This window comes from Corynebacterium urinipleomorphum (genome assembly GCF_900155535.1).
Classification (GTDB): domain Bacteria; phylum Actinomycetota; class Actinomycetes; order Mycobacteriales; family Mycobacteriaceae; genus Corynebacterium; species Corynebacterium urinipleomorphum.
The window spans coordinates 223,987-243,114 of sequence record NZ_LT706965.1 but is presented as its reverse complement, the minus strand read 5'-3'; the positions used below and the strand labels follow the sequence as shown (position 1 = coordinate 243,114).

Here is a 19,128-nt window from a genome sequence, read left to right as displayed (position 1 = left end):
TACGCCCGCACCTGGACACCGAAACGGGGTGTTCCCGCGCTGGCGTAGGATCGGCCGCGAGAAACGCACGTTATTCACGGCTTGAAGAAGGAGTACGAGTTCTATGCTTCCCCACACCACCGGTGTCCTCCCCTCCCACGGCCTCCTGCCGCGCGTGGACTTCGCGTCTTCCGCGGAGAGCACGCTTATCGACGGCGCCGCCCGCCTCATTCCCGTCGCTCAGGGCGACGACGCACTGGAGCTGCCGGTGTCCGCTCTTACCCGCGACGGTCTGCTGGAGGCTCTGGAAGCCGTGGGAGCCACGGGAGCACACGGGGAGATCACCAAAGTGGCCTTCGAGGGTGTCCTCTATATTGCAGTGGGCCTCGGCGACGACACCTCCCCCACCTCCGTGCGCCGCTCGATGGGCGTCGCTGCCCGGTCGCTGAAGGGTATCGGACACACGGTCGTTTCCGGCGAATTCGGGGTCGAAGCCACCGTCGAAGGCCTGCTGCTAGGCGGTTACTCCTACACCGGGCTGAAGACCAAGGCGGGTACTGCTGAAACCACGAACGCTGGCAACAACGAGCTCGATGCATCCGATTCCGCCCCTCGTATCACGGTGATCGGCCGCGACGGCGTGGAAAAGGATCAGGATGCCTTTGAGCAGGCTGCCACTATGGGACACGCAGTCGCGCTGGCCCGCGATCTGGTGAACACTCCCTCGAATTTGTTGTACCCGGAGCTCTACGCCGGATACGCCGAGCAGGTCGCCACCGCCGCGGGCTTGTCTATTGAGATTCTGGATGAGAAGCAGCTGCGCGACCAGGGTTTCGGTGGCATCACCGCTGTCGGACAGGGTTCCGTGCACCCGCCGCGCCTGGTGCACCTGACGTGGGCGCCAGAGAACGCTTCCGCTAACACTTCGGTGGCGCTGGTGGGCAAGGGCATCACCTTCGATTCCGGCGGCATCTCCATCAAACCTGCATCCGGCATGGAACAGATGGTCATGGACATGGGCGGTTCCGCTGCGGTGCTGGCCACCGCGTGCGCGGTCGCCGCCCTGGAACTCCCCGTACGCGTGGAGGCATGGATGCCGTTGGCGGAAAACATGCCGTCCGGCTCCGCACAGCGCCCCGGCGACGTGATCACCCATTACGGAGGAATCACCAGCGAAGTAATCAACACCGATGCCGAAGGCCGCCTTGTCCTCGCGGACGCCATTGCCCGCGCGTGCGAAGACTCCCCCACCCACCTGGTCGAAACGTCCACCCTCACCGGTGCCCAAATGGTGGCGTTGGGCAAGCGCACCTTCGGTGTAATGGGCAGCGACGAGCTGCGCGACCGCATCGCAGAAAGCGGCCGGAAAATCGACGAACCCGGCTGGGCGATGCCGCTTTTGGAAGAGCACGAGGAGGAAATCGCCTCCAAGGTGGCGGACGTCAAGAACGCCAACAGCGACCGTTTCGGCGGCATGGAGTTCGCCGCCACTTACCTCTCTCGCTTCGTCGCCGATGATATTGAATGGGCTCACGTCGATGTGGCCAGCCCCGCCTGGAACACCGGCGGCGCCTACGGCTTCACCCCGCCCCGGGCAACCGGAATCCCCGTCCGCACCCTTGTGGAGACGATCCGCACCCTCGTTTAATTAGAAGCTCGACCTGCTAGATCTTCTCGCCGCGCTCGAACCGGGCGCGGCGTTCTCTTTGCTCCGCGCGCTTGCGAAGGATGCGTTCTTGCTCCATCCGCTTGCGCATCCGGTCGGGATAACCGGTCTCCTCGACGTCGTAAAGCTGAATTCCTAAAGCCTTGCTCACGGCATCGATGCCTTTGGGGCCGCCGATACGGCGGCGGGTGAATTCCCCGTTCTCTGCCACCAAAACCACCGACATCTCGTTGACCAACGTCTCGGGTTCAACGTAGCCCTCTACGAAAGCATGCTGCGCAGCCCACTGCTTCAAGTACTGGGCATCTTCAGGACGCACCGTCTCACCGGGCCCGCGCGGGGGCTTGATCGGAGAATTGTTTTTCCGGGAGCCGAAGATGTTGAACACGCACAACATCATATAAGGCGACCAAGAACACACCCCCGTTGCGGACATCCGTGAGGGCGCTAGAGCCACTAAGCGGGTACGCTGGTGGCGAATTAACGTCTGCAATTTTTGAGGAGACTCAACAACAATGGCTCACTCTGTAGAGATGCCCGAGCTGGGCGAATCGGTCACCGAAGGCACCATCACGACGTGGCTGAAGTCCGTCGGCGACACCGTCGAGGTCGACGAACCCTTGCTCGAGGTCTCCACCGACAAGGTCGACACCGAGATCCCGTCCCCGGTCGCCGGCGTCCTGCTGGAGATCAAGGCTGAGGAAGACGACACCGTCGAGGTCGGCGAGGTCATCGCGCTTGTCGGCGACGAGGGCGAGGCACCGTCCGGCGACTCTGGCAACGACTCCGCTGCCGCCGACGAGGATACGGCTGAGGCGGCCGAGTCCAAGCCGGCGAAGAAGTCCGGCGGCTCCGGTTCGGCAACTGATGTGGAGATGCCGGAACTCGGCGAGTCCGTCACCGAGGGCACCATCACCACCTGGCTGAAGTCCGTCGGCGACGAGGTCGAGGTCGACGAGCCGCTGCTCGAGGTCTCCACCGACAAGGTCGACACTGAAATCCCGTCCCCGGTTGCTGGCACCCTCGTGGAAATCTTGGCCGAGGAGGACGACACCGTAGAGGTCGGCGAGGTCATTGCCCGCGTCGGCGACGCTGATGCCGTTGCTTCCAGCGAGGAAGAGGATGTCGCTGACGCTGATGAAGAGGTGGAAGAAGCCAACTCCGCCGCAGGCGAAGGCGACAACCCGGAGGACGCTCCGAAGAAGTCCGCGTCCAAGTCCTCCTCTTCCAACAAGAAGGGTTCCGGCGAGTCCACCGATGTGGAGATGCCGGAACTCGGCGAGTCTGTCACCGAGGGCACCATCACCACTTGGCTGAAGTCCGTCGGCGACATGGTTGAGGTCGACGAGCCGCTGCTCGAGGTCTCCACCGACAAGGTCGACACCGAGATCCCGTCCCCGGTCGAGGGAACCCTCCTGGAGATCCTCGCTGAGGAAGACGACACCATTGAGGTCGGCGCCGTGATCGCACGCATCGGCGACGCCGAGGCAGCCGCTGCTGATTCTTCCGACGACGAGGATGAGGTTGAGGAGGCCCCTGCTCCTAAGGAGGAAAAGCCGAAGGCTGAAGCTCCGAAGAAGGAAGAGAAGAAGGCCGAGCCGAAGAAGGCCGAGTCCACCAACACCTCCGCGAAGGTCAATAACGGCGGCAAGGTCCCGTACGTGACCCCGCTGGTGCGCAAGCTCGCCGACAAGCACGGCGTGGATCTGAACACTATCGAAGGCACCGGTGTCGGCGGCCGCATCCGCAAGCAGGACGTCCTGGCAGCTGCCGAGGGTGGCTCCGCAAAGGGCACTGAGGCTGCAGACACCAAGGCTACGGAGTCCACTGCCGCTGCTTCGTCCGAGCAGGCATCCGGTCCGCGCGCTCGCTGGTCCACCAAGGCTGTGGACCCGGCCAAGCAGGACCTCATCGGCACCACGCAGAAGGTCAACCGCATCCGCGAGATCACTGCCGCCAAGATGGTGGAGTCTCTGCAGACCTCTGCACAGCTCACCCATGTACAGGAAGTCGATGTCACCCGCATCGCCGACCTGCGCAAGAAGGTCAAGCCGGCCTTCGTGGACAAGCACGACGCGAACATCACGTTCCTCGCGTTCTTCGTCAAGGCTGCGTCTGAAGCTTTGGTCTCCCACCCGAACGTGAACGCCTCCTACAACAAGGAGACGAAGGAGATCACCTACCACGAGGACGTCAACATCGGCATTGCTGTTGACACCCCGATGGGTCTGCTCGTGCCGGTGCTGAAGAAGACCCAGGACATGTCCCTCGCGGACATCGCCAAGGGCATCGCCGATCTGGCCGCCCGCGCACGCGACAAGAAGCTGCGTCCGGACGATCTCTCCGGCGCTACCTTCACGGTGACCAACATCGGTTCCGCCGGCGCGTTGATGGACACCCCGATCCTCACTCCGCCGCAGTCCGGCATCCTGGGCACCGGCGCAATTGTGAAGCGTCCGATCATCGTGACGGAGGACGGCATCGACTCCATTGCCATCCGCCAGATGTGCTACCTGCCGTTCACCTACGACCACCAGATCGTCGACGGGGCGGACGCAGGCCGCTTCATCACCACGATCAAGGACCGCATCGAGGCAGGTGACTTCGAAGGCGACATGGAGCTCTAACCCCATCTCCCCTTTGAGTTAGGGCGGCCCAGTACTGGCTTCGCGTCAGTGCTGGGCCGCTTTCTATCTGGCAACGGGTGTTCACCCCAGTCGATACACTGGGAGGTATGGCACAGGCTCCGAAAGATCAGACAGAAAACACCAACGACGACCAGAACTCTGCCGACGGCACCGCCACAGAAAAGGGCGCGAAGAACAGCTTCAAGTCCTTCCGCAATGAGCCGTCCGCTTTCATGGAGCAAGCTCTAGGAGGGCTCGTGGCCGCGCACCCGAACGCGGAGTGGCACGACGAGGGTTTCATTGGGCTCACGGAGGACGCGGACACCGCCGGCGATGAGCGCGTTGCCGTGATCTCGGGTGGCGGATCCGGCCACGAGCCGATGCATGCGGGCTTCATCGGTTCGGGCATGCTCGATGCCGCGTGCCCCGGCCTGCTGTTCACCTCCCCGAACGCCGTGCAGGTCACCGCTGCGACGGACTGGGCGGACCGCGGCAAGGGCGTTGTCCACGTAGTGAAGAACTACACGGGCGACGTCATGAACTTCACTGTGGCCGCGAACAGCGTCGAGGGCGAAGTTGCGACGGTGACTGTCGCTGACGATGCCGCGACGGAGATCGACGACGAGGACGACTCACCGGGCCGCCGCGGCACCGGCGCCACGATCATCGTGGAGAAGATCGCGGGCGCATCCGCGGCCCGCGGCGATGACCTGCAGACGGTGGCGGAGACCGCGCAGAAAGCAGCCGACCAGTCGCGCAGCATGGCCGCAGCCCTCATGCCTGGTCACCTGCCCACGAGCGATCGCCAGACCTTCGACTTGGACGAAGGCGAGATCGAGATCGGTGTGGGCATTCACGGCGAGCCGGGTGTGGAGCGCCGTGACACCACCAAGGGCGGGCAGCCGACGGCGCATGACCTTGTCGGTGAGCTGCTCGACGGCATCACGGAATCCCTGCAGAACGCCGATGTGGCTATCGACGGCGCCGACGTGGTGCTGCTGGTCAACGGGCTCGGCGCCGCAAGCGAGCTCGAGCTCGACTTGGTCTTCGGTGAGGCCGTCTCCCAGCTCGCCGAGCGCGGAGCCACCGTGCGCCGCGGCATCGTGGGCACGCTGGTCACCTCCTTGAATATGGCGGGTGTCTCCTTGACCGTGACGGTTGTGGACGACGAGCTGCTCGAGCTCGTCGACGCGGAGACGAACGCGCCGGCATGGCCTGCTGTGGTGGCGGATCCCGAATACACCGCCGTGAAGATGGTCGACGATGAGGAAGCGCCGAACGAGGGCGGCGAGAACGAGTGGCTCAGCACCTTCGCCGACCGCATCGGTTCGTCCTTCGACGATCTGACCGAGCTTGACCGCGTTGCGGGTGACGGCGATTTCGGCCAGAACTTGGAGGCGGCCTTCGGGGACATCGAGACTCCGTTGAAGGGAAGCGACTCCGAGGTGCTGAAGTTCTTCGCTCACCGGATGCTCGTGCGCGCTGGAGGCACCTCGGGCGCGGTGCTTGGCACTCTCTTCCGCGAGATGGGTGACGCTTTCGCCGAGGCGGAGGCCGATTCCCGCGAGGCTGACACCGCCGACTTCGTCGCGGCGCTCAGCGCAGGACTGAACAACGGCGTCGAGGCCATTACGGATTTGGGCGGTGCCAAGGAGGGCGATAACACGCTGATCGACGCACTCGCCCCCGCCGCAAAGGAAGCCAAGAAGCTTGCCGACGGCTCTGCGCCCGGCTCCATCTCCGAGGCTCTCGAGCAGCTGCATACCCCCGCTGTGGAGGGCGCTAAGTCCACCCGCGGTATGCAGGCTAAGAAGGGCCGCGCCTCCTACCTCGGCGAATCCGCCGCGGATGTGCCGGATCCCGGCGCGATCGCTATTACGTGGCTGTTCGGCGAGGCAGCCGTAGACGATTTCTAGAACGGGATTTTCTACACTCTTAGACGAACGTGACGCACTGAAAATTAAAGGAGCTAGTTGTCGTGGATTACATTTCCCGCCACATCGGCCCAACGGACAGTGAGCGCAAGCTCATGCTGGATGCCGTTGGCTACGGTTCGATCGACGAGCTGGTTGCAGCAGCAACCCCGCCGGGCATTCTGGCTAAGGCCCCTCTCGATCTGCCGGCACCGCTGACGGAGCACGAGGCGCAGAAGCGCCTGAGAGAATTGGCTGGCAAGAACACTGTCCTCAAGGCTTTCTACGGCCAGGGCTTCTCCTCCACCATCACCCCGCCGGTGATCCGCCGCGGCGTGGTGGAGGATGCCGGCTGGTATACCGCGTACACCCCGTACCAGCCGGAAATTTCCCAGGGTCGTTTGGAGGCGCTGCTCAATTTCCAGACGATGGTGCAGGATCTCACCGGTCTGCCCATCGCTAATGCGTCGCTTCTTGACGAAGCGTCGGCTGTGGCCGAAGCCATCGGGCTCATGTCCCGCGCCGTGAAGAAGGGCCGCCGCGTGCTTCTCGACGCACGGCTGCACCCCCAGGTCATCGCCGTCGCCGCCGAACGCGCCCGCGCGCTGGACCTTGAAGTGGAAGTCACCGCACTCGACTCCAACCTGGTCGGCGAAGACTTCGTCGGCGTGGTCCTGGCATACCCGGGCACCGAGGGCGACATCGTCGACCCGCGCCTGGTGATAGAGGCCATCCACTCCCGCGGCGGTCTGGCCACCGTGGCGGCCGACCCGCTGGCGCTTCTCTTGTTGGAAGCCCCGGGCGCGCTCGGCGCAGACATCGCGGTGGGCACCACGCAGCGTTTCGGTGTGCCGCTGTTCTACGGTGGCCCGCACGCCGCCTACATGGCTGTCTCCGACAAGCTCAAGCGCCAGATGCCGGGCCGCCTCGTCGGCGTGTCCGTCGACGCGGAGGGCTACCCCGCCTACCGCCTGTCGCTTCAGACCCGCGAGCAGCATATCCGACGTGAGAAGGCCACCTCCAATATCTGCACCGCCCAGGCGCTGCTCGCCGTCACCGCGTCCATGTACGCGGTGTACCACGGCCCGGAGGGGCTGCGGGAGATCGCGCAGGGTGTGCATGAATGGGCGGGGCGCTTCGCTGCGTCGATAAGCAATGCTGGACTGACAGTCAAGCACGAGCACTTCTTCGACACCGTGGCCGTCACTGTGCCGGGGCGCGCGCAGGGCATCGTGGATGCGCTCGCGGAATCCGGCTACCTCGTGCGCGCGGTGGACGAGGACACTGTCGCCGTCAGCTTCGGTGAAGACACCGAAGAAGCGGATCTGGCGGCGCTGCTCAGCGGCTTCGGCATTATCGACGAACCCGCGACGAACGCCGACAGCCACCTCCCCGGCGAACTGGCGCGCGAGACGGAGTTGCTCACCCACGAGGTCTTCAACACCCACCACTCCGAGACCATGATGATGCGCTACATCCGCGCCCTCGGCGACAAGGATCTGGCGCTCGACCGCACGATGATCCCGCTGGGTTCGTGCACGATGAAGCTCAACCCCACCGCGGGCCTGGAGGCGATCACCTGGCCCGGTTTCGCCAACGTCCACCCGTTCACCCCGGACAAGTACACGCAAGGCTGGCGGGAGCTCATTGAGGAGCTGACCGGTTGGCTTGTGGAGATCACCGGCTACGATGCCGTGTCCGTCCAGCCCAACTCGGGCGCCACCGGTGAGCTGGCCGGCCTGCTGGCCATCCGCCGCTACCACGTGGCCAATGGCGACACGGAACGCGACATATGCCTCATCCCGGCCTCCGCTCACGGCACCAACGCTGCCTCGGCGACGCTGGCGAACCTGCGCGTCGTGGTGGTCAAGACGGCCGACGACGGTTCCATCGACATGGCCGACCTCGACGCCAAGCTGGAGCAGTACGGCGAGCACGTCGCAGCCATCATGATCACCTACCCGTCCACCCACGGCGTGTACGAGGACACCGTCACGCAGGTAGCCGAGAAGATTCACAGCGTCGGCGGCCAGGTCTACATCGACGGCGCCAACATGAACGCTCTGACCGGCCTGGCCCGCCCGGGCGATTTCGGTGGCGACGTCAGCCACCTGAACCTGCACAAGACGTTCACCATCCCCCACGGCGGCGGTGGCCCGGGTGTCGGCCCGATCGGCGTCGGCGAGCACCTCATCCCCTTCCTGCCGTCGGACCCCCAGATCAGCGGCGAGGAAGCCGCCCAGGAAGCTGCTGAAGGCACCGGCGTGCCCATTGCGGCGACCACCTACGGTTCCGCAGGCGTGCTGCCCATTTCGTGGGCGTACATCGCCATGTCCGGCGCAGAGGGCCTGGCATCCGCCACCCGCAACGCCATCCTCAACGCCAACTACCTGGCTCACGAGCTGAATGACTCGTTCCCGGTTCTTTACACCGGCAACGCCGGCCTGGTGGGCCACGAGTGCATCATCGACCTGCGCGAGATCACCGACCAGTCCGGCGTGACCGCGGCCGATGTGGCGAAGCGTCTCGTTGACTACGGCTTCCACGCTCCGACTCTCGCGTTCCCCGTCGCCGGCACGCTGATGATCGAGCCGACCGAGTCCGAGGACATCGCCGAGCTCCAGCGGTTTGTCACCGCAATGCGCTCCATCCGCGCAGAGATCCAGGACATCATCGACGGCGCGGTGAAGTACGAGGACTCCGTCGTCCACCACGCCCCGTACACCGCCCGCAGCCTGGTCAACGACAACTGGGACTACCAGTTCACACGCCAGCAAGCCGCGTACCCGGTCGATTCGCTCCTGACCACCAAGTACTTCCCGCCGGTGCGCCGCATCGACGAGGCCTACGGCGACCGTAACCTCGTCTGCGCGTGTCCGCCGCCAGAGGCATTCGACCTGGCCGCCAATCCCGATGACGGCGAGATCATCGACCCGACCGTCACCGAAGAGAACAGCAAGTAAAGGAGACCCCACAGCCATGCCACAGACCCCGCTGCACCAAAAGCACGAGGAGCTCGGCGCTTCCTTCACCGATTTCGGCGGCTGGACCATGCCGCTGAAGTACGGCAGCGAGCTCGAGGAGCACCGCGCCGTGCGCAACGCCGTGGGCATTTTCGACCTGTCCCACATGGGCGAGATCGACGTCACCGGTCCCGACGCCGGCGCATACCTCGACTACGTGCTCATCTCCAACCTGTCCAACCTCAAGGTGGGCAAGGCGAAGTACTCCATGATCGTCGACGAGAACGGCGGCATCCTGGATGACCTGATCACGTACAAGTTCTCCGACGACCACTTCATGGTCGTGCCCAATGCCGCCAACACCGCGACTGTGTGGGCCGCGTTCCAGGCGCGCACCGAAGGCTTCGACGTTGAGATCCGCAACGACTCGGAGAGCGTCGCGCTCATCGCCGTCCAGGGCCCGGGCGCGCTCGACGCGCTCACGCCGCTGCTTGCCGACGACCCAGCGCCCCTCGCTTACTACTCCGGCGCCTGGACCACGCTCAACGCTAACGCCGGCGACGTCGAGGTCTTCGTCGCCCGCACCGGTTACACCGGCGAAGACGGCTTTGAGCTCTTCTGCACGAACGAGGACGCCGAGAAGGTCTGGGACGCCGTGATCGGTTCCGGCACTCCCTGCGGCCTCGCCTCCCGCGACTCCCTGCGCCTAGAGGCATCGATGCCGCTCTACGGCCACGAGCTCACCGCCGACATCACTCCTGTGGAGGCGGGCATGGGCCGCGCGTTTGCCAAGAAGGAAGCCGACTTCGTGGGCAAAGCCGCACTCACTGGGCGCGAACCCTCCGTGGTCATCGCTGGTCTGACCTCCGAGGAGCGCCGCGCCGCACGCGAGGGTGCGGAGGTCTTCCTCGCCGACGGCAACGGCTCCGAGGAGCGTATCGGTGTGGTCACATCCGGCCAGCCCTCCCCCACTTTGGGCCACCCGGTGGCTCTTGCGCACATTGACCCCTGGCACGCCGAGCCGGGCACTAAAGTGGAAGTGGACATCAGGGGCAAGCGCTACCCGTACACCGTCAGCGAGACCCCGTTCTACACCCGAAAGGACAAATAGCCATGGCCGACATCACGCTGCCCCAGGACTTCTCCTACTCCGAGGACCACGAGTGGGTCAACGCCACCGCTGACGCTGTGGAGGGCCAGACCGTTCGCGTGGGCATCACCTCCGTGGCCACCGAGCGTCTCGGCGAGATCGTCTTCGCCGAGCTGCCGGCTGTGGGCGATACCGTCACTGCCGGCGAGACCTGCGGCGAGGTGGAGTCCACCAAGTCCGTCTCCGACCTCTACTCTCCCGTCACCGGCACGGTCACGGCTGTGAACGAGGAGATCGAGGACAACTACGAGGCGATCAACAACGACCCGTTCGGCGACGGCTGGCTCTTCGAGGTCTCCGTCGAGTCCGCCGGTCCGCTGCTGACCGCCGAGGAGTACGGTTCCGCCAACGGCCTCTAATAAAGCACCCGTGACGGGAGGTCTACCATGTAGAGCATGACCGCCCCTCGTGAACCGTTCTTCCCGCCCGACCGTTCCATCCGAGCCTCAGATTCCCCACTTGACGTGCGGGAACTGGGGCTCGTGGACTATGCGGAGACCTGGGAGCTGCAGGCAGAGCTCGCCGCGCAGCGCGCCAACGACGAGATCGGCGACACCTTGCTGGTGCTCCAGCACCCCAACACCTACACCGCTGGAAAACGCACGCAGCCGGAGGACATGCCCGACAACGGCCAACCCGTTGTCACCGTGGACCGCGGCGGCCGCATCACCTGGCACGGCGAGGGTCAGCTGGTGGTCTATCCCATCATCAAACTCGCCGACCCGGTCGACGTGGTGGACTTCGTCCGCCGGATCGAGGAGGCCTTGATCGCTTCAGTCCGCGACTTCGGCGTTCCCGACGCAGGCCGGATCGAGGGCCGCTCGGGGGTGTGGGTGCCGGCGGATGATCCGCAACTAGGCGTGCGCCGCGACCGCAAGATCGCACAGTTAGGCATCCGCGTCACACGCGGGGTGACCATGCACGGCCTAGCGGTGAACTGCAACAACACTCTTGAGTACTTCGGCCACATCGTCGCCTGCGGCATCAGCGACGCCGACGTGACCACGCTGAGCTTGGAGACCGGCCGCGATGTCACTCCCGATGACATTGCACCGACGGTCGTGCGCAATCTCGACCGCGCTTTTTCCGGCGAGCTCGAAGTCGCCGACCACAGCATTACGCGCAGCTGACTCTAAAAGGGGTGTCCGTGCCAGCGATATTCGCACGTTTGCACGGACGCGGTTAACGTTGTCAGCGTGACTGTCGCAGAAGAAGGACGCAAGCTGCGCCGCGTAGAAAAGCGCAACGCGCAAACCCCGATCGAATCCAAGCCGCGCTGGATCCGTAACGCCGTGAAAACCGGCCCCGAATACGAGGACATGCGCAAGAAAGTGAAGGGTGCGTCCCTTCACACCGTGTGCCAGGAGGCCGGTTGCCCCAATATCCATGAGTGCTGGGAATCGCGCGAAGCAACGTTCCTCATCGGCGGCGCGAATTGCTCCCGCCGCTGCGATTTCTGCCAGATCAACTCCGCTAAGCCGGAGCCGCTGGACGTGGAGGAGCCGCAGCGCGTCGCCGAGTCCGTTCGCGAGATGCAGCTGAACTACTCCACCATTACCGGTGTCACCCGCGACGACCTCGAGGATGAGGGCGCATGGCTCTACGCCGAGGTCGTGCGCAAGATCCATGAGCTCAACCCGCACACCGGCGTGGAGAACCTCACGCCGGACTTCTCGGGCAAGCCGGATCTGCTTCAGCAGGTCTTCGAAGCTGAGCCCGAGGTGTTCGCCCACAACTTGGAAACGGTCCCGCGCATTTTCAAGCGCATCCGCCCGGCGTTCCGCTACGACCGCTCCCTGGACGTCATCCGCCAGGCACGCGACTACGGCTTGATCACCAAGTCCAACCTCATCCTCGGAATGGGCGAGACCCGCGAGGAGGTCCTCGAGGCCCTCGCGGACATGCAGGATGCCGGCACGGACATCATCACCATCACCCAGTACCTGCGGCCGGGCCCGATGTACCACCCGATCGAGCGTTGGGTGAAGCCGGAGGAGTTCATCGAGTACCGCGATGCCGCGTACGAGATGGGCTTCGCCGCCGTCATGTCCGGTCCCCTAGTCCGTTCTTCCTACCGCGCGGGCAAGCTCTACGTCGAGGCAATGAAGTTCCACGGCCGCGAGCTGCCGGAGAACCTGAAGCACCTCGCCCAGACATCCCAGGGCGCGACGGACCAGGAAGCCGAGACCTTGCTGAACAAGTACGGCGCTTCCGAGGAGACCCCAGTCGTCTCCGCTGGCCGCCCGTCCGTCACGCTCGGCATGCCGGGCATCGGGGCGAACTAGAAGCTTCTACCCCGGTTCCTGGCTGCCCCGGCAGTTTCCAGCTCAAAGCGGCGCTACCGCTTATCGACGACTCAACCCCCAGCCGAGCGCTCTCGGCTGGGGGTTGATTTGTCAGTAGGCCTACCGGCTGTCCCCACTACTTACCGGTCGGGATGTTGGAGCCGACCTTCCATGCCTCCGGGTTGTCACGGCTGTCGTCGGTGCCGCCGTCCTTGAACAGCGGACGGTCGAGGACGACAGACGGAATGGCGAAGGCATCCACCAGCACCTCGGACCACGGGCCGAGCGAGTCGACCAGGTCGTTGATGGCGGCGCGGGCAGCCTTCACGCGGCCGGAGGAGATCACGTTGTGCTCCTGGTACCAGCCAGCGTTGCGGATGATGGTGTCAAAGACGAACAGGTGGCGGACCTGCTCGAAGACAGCACGCTCGGTGGAGCCCACCGGCAGGGAGCGCTCTGCCTCGATCATGGCCTGGACCATTAGGTTCTCAATGTAAGCCCAGGCAGCGTTGAGCATGTGGTCCTGCGCCTTGTCGATGACCTTGGCAGCCTCAGCCTTGTCCAGCTTGCGTGCGCCCTGGACGCGGCGAATCAGGGAACGCATGACCAGCTGCTCGCGCATCTGGATGACCTTCAGCTGGTAGTCGGCGTCGAACAGGGACGCTTCCTCGCTGGTGAAGGTGTCCACCACGGACTGGACGGTGGCGCCCAGGCCAGCACGGCTGCGGAAGATGTCGGTCACGTTGGTGGCCGCGAACTTCACAATGTCCATGGCGGACGGGTTAGCCATCTCGCTGGTGTACGCGGTGAGGAGATTCTTGCCGGCCAGCTGCAGCAGGACGGTGTTGTCGCCCTCGAACGTGTTGTACACGTCGGTGTCGGCGCGGTAGGTGGTCAGCAGGTTCTCCGACATGAATCCGGCGCCGCCGCATGCCTCGCGGCACTCCTGGATGGTGTCAGTTGCGTGCTCGGTGGCGACAGCCTTGAACGCCGCGGCCAGGGTCTCCATCTCGCGGGAAGCCAGAGCCTGTGCTTCGGTCGGGTTGGTGGTGGACCACTCACCCGATGCCTGACGTGCAGTCTGGTCGGCGTAGCGTGCGGTCAGCTGGTTCTGCAGCAACTGGATCGCGTAGGTGCGCGCCAGCGGGATGATCAGGCGGCGGCGGTGCTGACGGTAGTCGATCAGCTTGTCTTCCTGACCGGTGTCGCCGTAATCGAACTGGCGGCGCTGGTTCGCGTACTTCAGGGCGATGGCGAGGGAAGACTTGGTGGCACCGGAACCAGCGGCGCCGACTGCAATGCGGCCACGAATCAGCGTGCCCAGCATGGTGAAGAAGCGGCGGTTCTTCGATTCGATCGGAGACGTGTAGTTTCCGTCCTCGTCGACATCGCCGAACTGGTTCAGCAGGGCCTCGCGGGGGATGCGGACGTTGTCGAAGGTCAGAGTGCCGTTGTCCACGCCGAGCAAACCGCCCTTGTGGCCGTGGTCGCCGATCTTGACGCCCTCGACCGGGGATCCGTCATCCTCGCGGATGCGCACCACGAAGCAGTGGACGCCGTGGGACTCTTCCTCGCCCGGGGTGTACAGCTGGGCGAAGACGGCGGACCAGCGGCCGTCGCGTGCGGTGTTGCCAATGTAGACCTTGGTTGCGGACGGGGACGGGGAGTTGATCACAAACTCCTTGGTCTCCGGGTCGTAGGTCGCAGTCGTCTCCAGCTCCTGGACGTTGGAGCCGTGGCCGCGCTCGGTCATGCCGTAGGAGCCGAGCATAGACAGGTTCATCGCGCCCTTGGCGTACTGCTTGTGGCGCTCCGTACCCAACACGTCGACGGCGCCGCCCCACAGGCCGAACTGCACACCGGACTTAATAGCCAGGGAACCGTTGAACTGGCCGAGGAGGTCCAAGCCCATGATGCCCACGTGAGCCTCGCCGGAGCCGCCGTTCGCCTTGGAGAAGGCGGTCTGCATCATGCCGGTGGAGGCCACCATCTTGACCTTCTCCAGCAGGGCCGCGCGGATCTCCTCCACCGAGCCCTCGATCATCGGCAGCGATTCCTCGCGGTTGAGCTGCTCGCGGATGCTGTCCTTCTGCTCTTCCCACGGGCCGTCGAGCAGGGTCTTCAGCTTGCCTGCGACAGCCTGATCCGGAGTCTCCGGCAGCGTCTTCGGGGAGCGGGATTCCGGAGACGCCTTCTGGGAGCGGCGTTCCAGAGTGACTTTGCGGACTTTATCCTCGACAGAAGTCATGATGTCCTTCTTTCCTTGAATGCTTCCTTTTGGGATTGGGGTGTGCGGAGGTTTAGCGCTCGATGATCGCTACGACGCCCTGGCCGCCAGCGGCACAGATGGAGACGAGGGTGCGGCCGCCGCCGTTCTCCTCGAGGGTCTTCGCCGCGGAGGCGAGGATGCGTGCGCCGGTGGCCGCGAACGGGTGTCCGGCAGCCAGAGAGGAGCCCTTGACATTGAGCTTGGAGCGGTCGATCGCGCCCAGCGGCTTGTCCAGACCGAGACGCTCGCGGCAGTAGATCTCGTCTTCCCATGCCTTCAGGGTGGCCAGGACCTGGGACGCGAATGCCTCGTGAATCTCGTAGAAGTCGAAGTCCTGGAGGGTCAGGCCGTTGCGTTCAAGCAGGCGCGGGACGGCGTATGTCGGGGCCATGAGCAGGCCGTCCTTACCGGAGACGAAATCCACGGCAGCGAGCTCAGAGTCGACGAGGTATGCGCGGACGGGGAGGTTTTGCTCCTTTGCCCACTCCTCGGAGCTGAGCAGGACTGCCGCGGCGCCGTCGGTAAGCGGGGTCGAGTTACCCGCGGTCATGGTGGCGGTGCCGCCGTGCTGCTCGGCGTCTTTCTTGCCAAAGACGGGCTTGAGCTTGGACAACTTCTCCACGGAGGAGTCCGGGCGGAGGTTGGTGTCGCGGTTGACACCCAAGAACGGCGTCATCAGGTCGTTGAAGAAGCCCTCCTCGTACGCCTTAGCCAGGTTCTGGTGGGACGTGGCAGCCAACTCATCCTGAGCTTCGCGGCTGATCTCCATTTCGCGCGCGGTGATCGCTGCGTGCTCTCCCATGGACAGGCCGGTGCGCGGCTCGCCGTTCTGCGGCTGCTCCGGTGCCAGCTGGTTCGGGCGGATAGAGCCGACGAGCTTGAGCTGGTCCTTGGTGGACTTGGCGTTGGACAGACGGATCAGCGTCTTACGCAAAGCGTCGTTGACGGCCAGCGGCGCGTCGGAGGTAGTGTCGGCGCCGCAAGCGATGCCGTTCTCGATGCGGCCGAGCGCGATCGCGTCTGCGACCTGGATGGCGGATGTCAGCGAGGTGCCGCAAGCATGCTGGATGTCGAATGCGGGGGTCGTGGACGACAGCTCGGAACCGAGCACGGACTCACGCACGAGGTTGAAGTCGCGGGCGTGCTTGAGCACAGCGCCACCGACCACGAGGCCCAGCTCCTGATCCTGCAGTCCATAACGGGCGACCAGGCCGTTGATGGCCGAGGTCAGCATGTCCTGGTTGGAGGCGTTTGCGTACTCCTTGTTGGAGCGAGCGAACGGGATACGGTTTCCGCCGAGGATGGCTACTTTGCGCGGTTGATTCATGCTTGTTTCCTGCACTTCCCATGGAGCTCGAGGTAAATAACTGCTGTTCAGTCGTTCACCGTGAGATTTCTGTCTGGCACTTTACAAAGTTCGAACTTTGTAAGGTTCGTCACCATTGCGATCTTATAATAGTATTCGACACAGAGCTACCGAATTAGAACGGTCGCTGTTGCCGAAAAAGAAGGAGAAAATTGTGGCATCGAAAGGCCTCCTCGAACAGTTCATCAACTCCCCCCTGGCTGCTAAAGCAGGTGTCCCCCAGGGCTACCCCCTGCGCCGCTACAAGCAGGGTGAGGCACTCCTCCACGGACCGGTGGTCGTCGGCGGCAACGGCCGTCTCGCCGGCCAGCTGACCCCGCTGCTCGAGGGCCCCTACAAGCTCATCAAGGCCGAAGCTGACACAAAGCGCGCCGGTATCGTCTTCGACGCGACCGAGCTGAAGAAGCCGGAGGACCTCATCGAGCTGTACAACTTCTTCAACCCGCAGCTGAAGAAGGTCCTGGACAACGCGCGCCTCGTGGTCATCGGCACGACGCCGGAGCTTATCGACGACGCGGATGCCCGCATCGCCGCCCGCGCACTCGAAGGCTTCACCCGTTCCCTGGCTAAGGAAATGCGCAAAGCTGCCACGGTTCAGCTGGTCTACGTGGACCCGGAGATCGATGGCTCCCAGATCAACAAGGTCGAGTCCACTCTCCGCTTCCTCCTGTCCGGCAAGTCCGCCTTCGTCGACGCCCAGGTCATCCGCATCACCCCGGTCGACGTGCAGGTGCCGGAGAACTGGGACAAGCCGCTTGAAGGCCGCCTCGCTGTGGTCACCGGTGCCGCCCGCGGCATCGGCGCAACCATTGCAGAGACTCTTGCCCGCGACGGTGCAAAGGTGATCTGCGTGGACATCCCGCAGGCAGGCGAAGGCCTGGCTAAGACCGCCAACAAGGTCAAGGGCACCGCGCTCCCGCTCGACGTGACCGACCCGAAGGCCGCCGAGGAGATTGCCAAGCACGCCCAGGAGCGTTACGGCCGCAAGATCGACACCATCGTCCACAACGCCGGTGTCACCCGCGACAAGCTGCTGGTCAACATGGACGAGGGCCGCTGGAACATGGTCCAGAACATCAACCTCGTCGCGCCCGTGCGCATCACCGAGGCGCTTATCGACGCCGATGCGTTCGCCGAAAAGCCCTCCATCATCGGCGTCTCCTCCATGGCCGGAATCGCCGGTAACCGCGGCCAGACCAACTACGCCACCACCAAGGCCGGTGTGGTCGGCTTCGTCGACGCTCTGGCTGAGAAGATCGCTGCCCAGGGCGGTTCCATCAACGCTGTGGCTCCGGGCTTCATCGAGACCGACATGACCGATGCCATCCCGTTCACCACCCGCGAGGTCGGCCGCCGCCTCAACTCCCTGAGCCAGGGCGGTAAGCCGATCGACGTCGCCGAGACCGTCGCATTCTTCGCTGCTCCGTCCTCCGTCGCCGTCAACGGCAACACCGTCCGCGTCTGCGGCCAGAACCTGCTGGGAGCGTAAGCACCATGACCACTGCTGTGAACCGGGGCGACGACAAGGACCCCAAGAAGAAGGCGGAAGAAGCCGCCGCCGAGGCGAAGGCTGACGCCAAGGAGACCGCTGCCAAGGCTGAAGCAAAGGCCGAGCAGGTCGCCGACAAGGCCGCAGCCAAGGCAGAAGACGTCGCCGACAAGGCGAAGGCCGCTGCTAACCAGGCCCAGGAGAAGGCTGAGGACCTCGCTGAGAAGGCTGCCGACGCTTTCGAGGACGCGAAGGAGAAGGTCTCCTCCACAGTCGAGGAGCTCAGTGACGAGGCCGAACAGAAGGCTGACGACACCAAAGCTAAAGCCGAGCAGGTCGCCGAGGACGCTAAGACCAAGGCTGAGGATGCCGCAGATAAGGGTGAGGCAAAGGCGCAGGCAAGCGCCAGCCGCACGTACGAGACGCTCAAGGCGATCCCGGACTTGAAGGCGATCAACCGCAAGATCTTCATGAGCGCGATTCCGGGCATCGGCGGCACGCGCGAGGCGAAGAAGGACCCGACGTCCGCAATTGAGGTCAGCGGCGTGAAGATCGACCAGGGCAACCTGGCGGACTACACCAGCGCGACCGGTCTGCGCCTGGGCAACGAGATCCCGCCGACCTATTTCTTCGTGCTTTCCTTCCCGCTGGTCATGGAACTGCTCTCCCGCCCGGACTTCCCGTACCCGGCCATGGGTGCTGTGCACGTGACCAACGTGATCGAACAGGCCCGCACTCTGACCGTCGACGAGACCTACACCATCCGCTCCCACGGCGAGAACCTCCGCCCGCACCGCCGCGGCCTGCTGGTGGACATCGTCACCGAGATCTTCGCCGACGGCGACACTGCTGGCGATCCGGTGTGGCGCCAGACGTCGACGTTCTTGGGCATGGGCGCGAAGTTCGCCAAGTCCGCCGACATCAACGTGACCACCCGTGCGGAGGACTCCGGCAAGGTCCTGCCGAAGCCGGAGCTGCCCGAGTTCAAGCCGAACGCGCGCTGGCGCTGGACCGGGTCCGACGTCAACGCGTACGTCGAGGCATCCAACGACCACAACCCGATCCACACGTCCAACCTGGGCGCGAAGCTGTTCGGGTTCCCGGCGCGCATCGCCCACGGCATGTACTCCGCGGCGGCAGTGCTCGCACCGCTGGAAGGCAAGCTGCCGGAGGCTCTGCGCTACTCCGTCGAGTTCGTCAAACCCGTGGTCATCCCGGCACAGGTCGCGCTGTGGACCATCGAGGATGAGGACGGCTCCTACGGCATCCAGCTGCGTGGCTCGTCCAAGCCGGACAAGCTGCACCTCAACGCGGAGCTGAAGCCACTGTAGGCACTCCCCGCTTAGTTGACCCGCCGCTCCCGAACCAACGGGGACGGCGGGTTTTCGCATACTGCACGCTGTGGCAGTTCGTGCGGCCCG

General features: G+C 64.5%; 13 protein-coding genes. 10 read left to right on the top strand and 3 right to left on the bottom strand.

From position 1 onward, the window contains the following. Nucleotides 1-103: 103 nt before the first annotated feature. Nucleotides 104-1,627: a leucyl aminopeptidase gene (locus CZ338_RS08315; RefSeq protein ID WP_087117775.1), complete on the top strand. Its 1,524-nt coding sequence runs from the start codon at nt 104-106 to the stop codon at nt 1,625-1,627. A 16-nt stretch (nt 1,628-1,643) separates the two neighbouring features. Here CZ338_RS08315 and CZ338_RS08310 read toward each other — a convergent pair whose 3' ends face one another. After that, nucleotides 1,644-2,033, bottom strand: a complete 390-nt coding sequence (locus CZ338_RS08310) for an oxidoreductase (protein ID WP_087118204.1) — start codon at nt 2,031-2,033, stop codon at nt 1,644-1,646. 127 nt (nt 2,034-2,160) lie between these two features. Here CZ338_RS08310 and sucB point away from each other — a divergent pair, with 127 nt between their 5' ends. The 7 genes from sucB (at nt 2,161) to lipA (ending at nt 12,583) form a co-directional block, all read left to right on the top strand. Further along, nucleotides 2,161-4,272 (top strand): 2-oxoglutarate dehydrogenase, E2 component, dihydrolipoamide succinyltransferase, encoded by a 2,112-nt coding sequence (gene sucB, locus CZ338_RS08305; RefSeq protein ID WP_087117774.1) that lies wholly within the window; start codon nt 2,161-2,163, stop codon nt 4,270-4,272. A gap of 107 nt (nt 4,273-4,379) precedes the next feature. After that, complete coding sequence (locus tag CZ338_RS08300) at nt 4,380-6,188, top strand: dihydroxyacetone kinase family protein (protein WP_087117773.1); 1,809 nt, start codon at nt 4,380-4,382, stop codon at nt 6,186-6,188. Nucleotides 6,189-6,250: 62 nt separating this feature from the next. Then, nucleotides 6,251-9,148, top strand: a complete 2,898-nt coding sequence (gene gcvP / locus CZ338_RS08295; RefSeq protein ID WP_087117772.1) for an aminomethyl-transferring glycine dehydrogenase — start codon at nt 6,251-6,253, stop codon at nt 9,146-9,148. Between the two features lie 16 nt (nt 9,149-9,164). Then, nucleotides 9,165-10,259, top strand: coding sequence for a glycine cleavage system aminomethyltransferase GcvT (gene gcvT / locus CZ338_RS08290; RefSeq protein ID WP_087117771.1), 1,095 nt, complete (start codon nt 9,165-9,167; stop codon nt 10,257-10,259). Between the two features lie 2 nt (nt 10,260-10,261). Next, entirely contained in the window at nt 10,262-10,657 is a 396-nt protein-coding gene (gcvH, locus tag CZ338_RS08285; protein ID WP_087117770.1) for a glycine cleavage system protein GcvH, read from the top strand. Nucleotides 10,658-10,693: 36 nt separating this feature from the next. Then, nucleotides 10,694-11,428, top strand: a complete 735-nt coding sequence (gene lipB / locus CZ338_RS08280) for a lipoyl(octanoyl) transferase LipB (protein WP_087117769.1) — start codon at nt 10,694-10,696, stop codon at nt 11,426-11,428. Between the two features lie 66 nt (nt 11,429-11,494). Further along, entirely contained in the window at nt 11,495-12,583 is a 1,089-nt protein-coding gene (gene lipA, locus CZ338_RS08275) for a lipoyl synthase (RefSeq protein ID WP_087117768.1), read from the top strand. A 136-nt stretch (nt 12,584-12,719) separates the two neighbouring features. Here lipA and CZ338_RS08270 read toward each other — a convergent pair whose 3' ends face one another. After that, complete coding sequence (locus tag CZ338_RS08270) at nt 12,720-14,831, bottom strand: acyl-CoA dehydrogenase family protein (RefSeq protein WP_087117767.1); 2,112 nt, start codon at nt 14,829-14,831, stop codon at nt 12,720-12,722. A gap of 52 nt (nt 14,832-14,883) precedes the next feature. Beyond that, nucleotides 14,884-16,179: an acetyl-CoA C-acetyltransferase gene (locus CZ338_RS08265; protein ID WP_087117766.1), complete on the bottom strand. Its 1,296-nt coding sequence runs from the start codon at nt 16,177-16,179 to the stop codon at nt 14,884-14,886. A gap of 193 nt (nt 16,180-16,372) precedes the next feature. On the opposite strand from CZ338_RS08265, the gene CZ338_RS08260 reads away from it, so the two are divergent. Together CZ338_RS08260 and CZ338_RS08255 are read left to right on the top strand one after the other, a co-directional pair. Beyond that, nucleotides 16,373-17,707, top strand: coding sequence for a 3-oxoacyl-ACP reductase (locus tag CZ338_RS08260; protein ID WP_087117765.1), 1,335 nt, complete (start codon nt 16,373-16,375; stop codon nt 17,705-17,707). A gap of 5 nt (nt 17,708-17,712) precedes the next feature. Next, entirely contained in the window at nt 17,713-19,038 is a 1,326-nt protein-coding gene (locus CZ338_RS08255) for a MaoC/PaaZ C-terminal domain-containing protein (RefSeq protein WP_087117764.1), read from the top strand. The last annotated feature ends 90 nt before the right edge of the window (nt 19,039-19,128 follow it).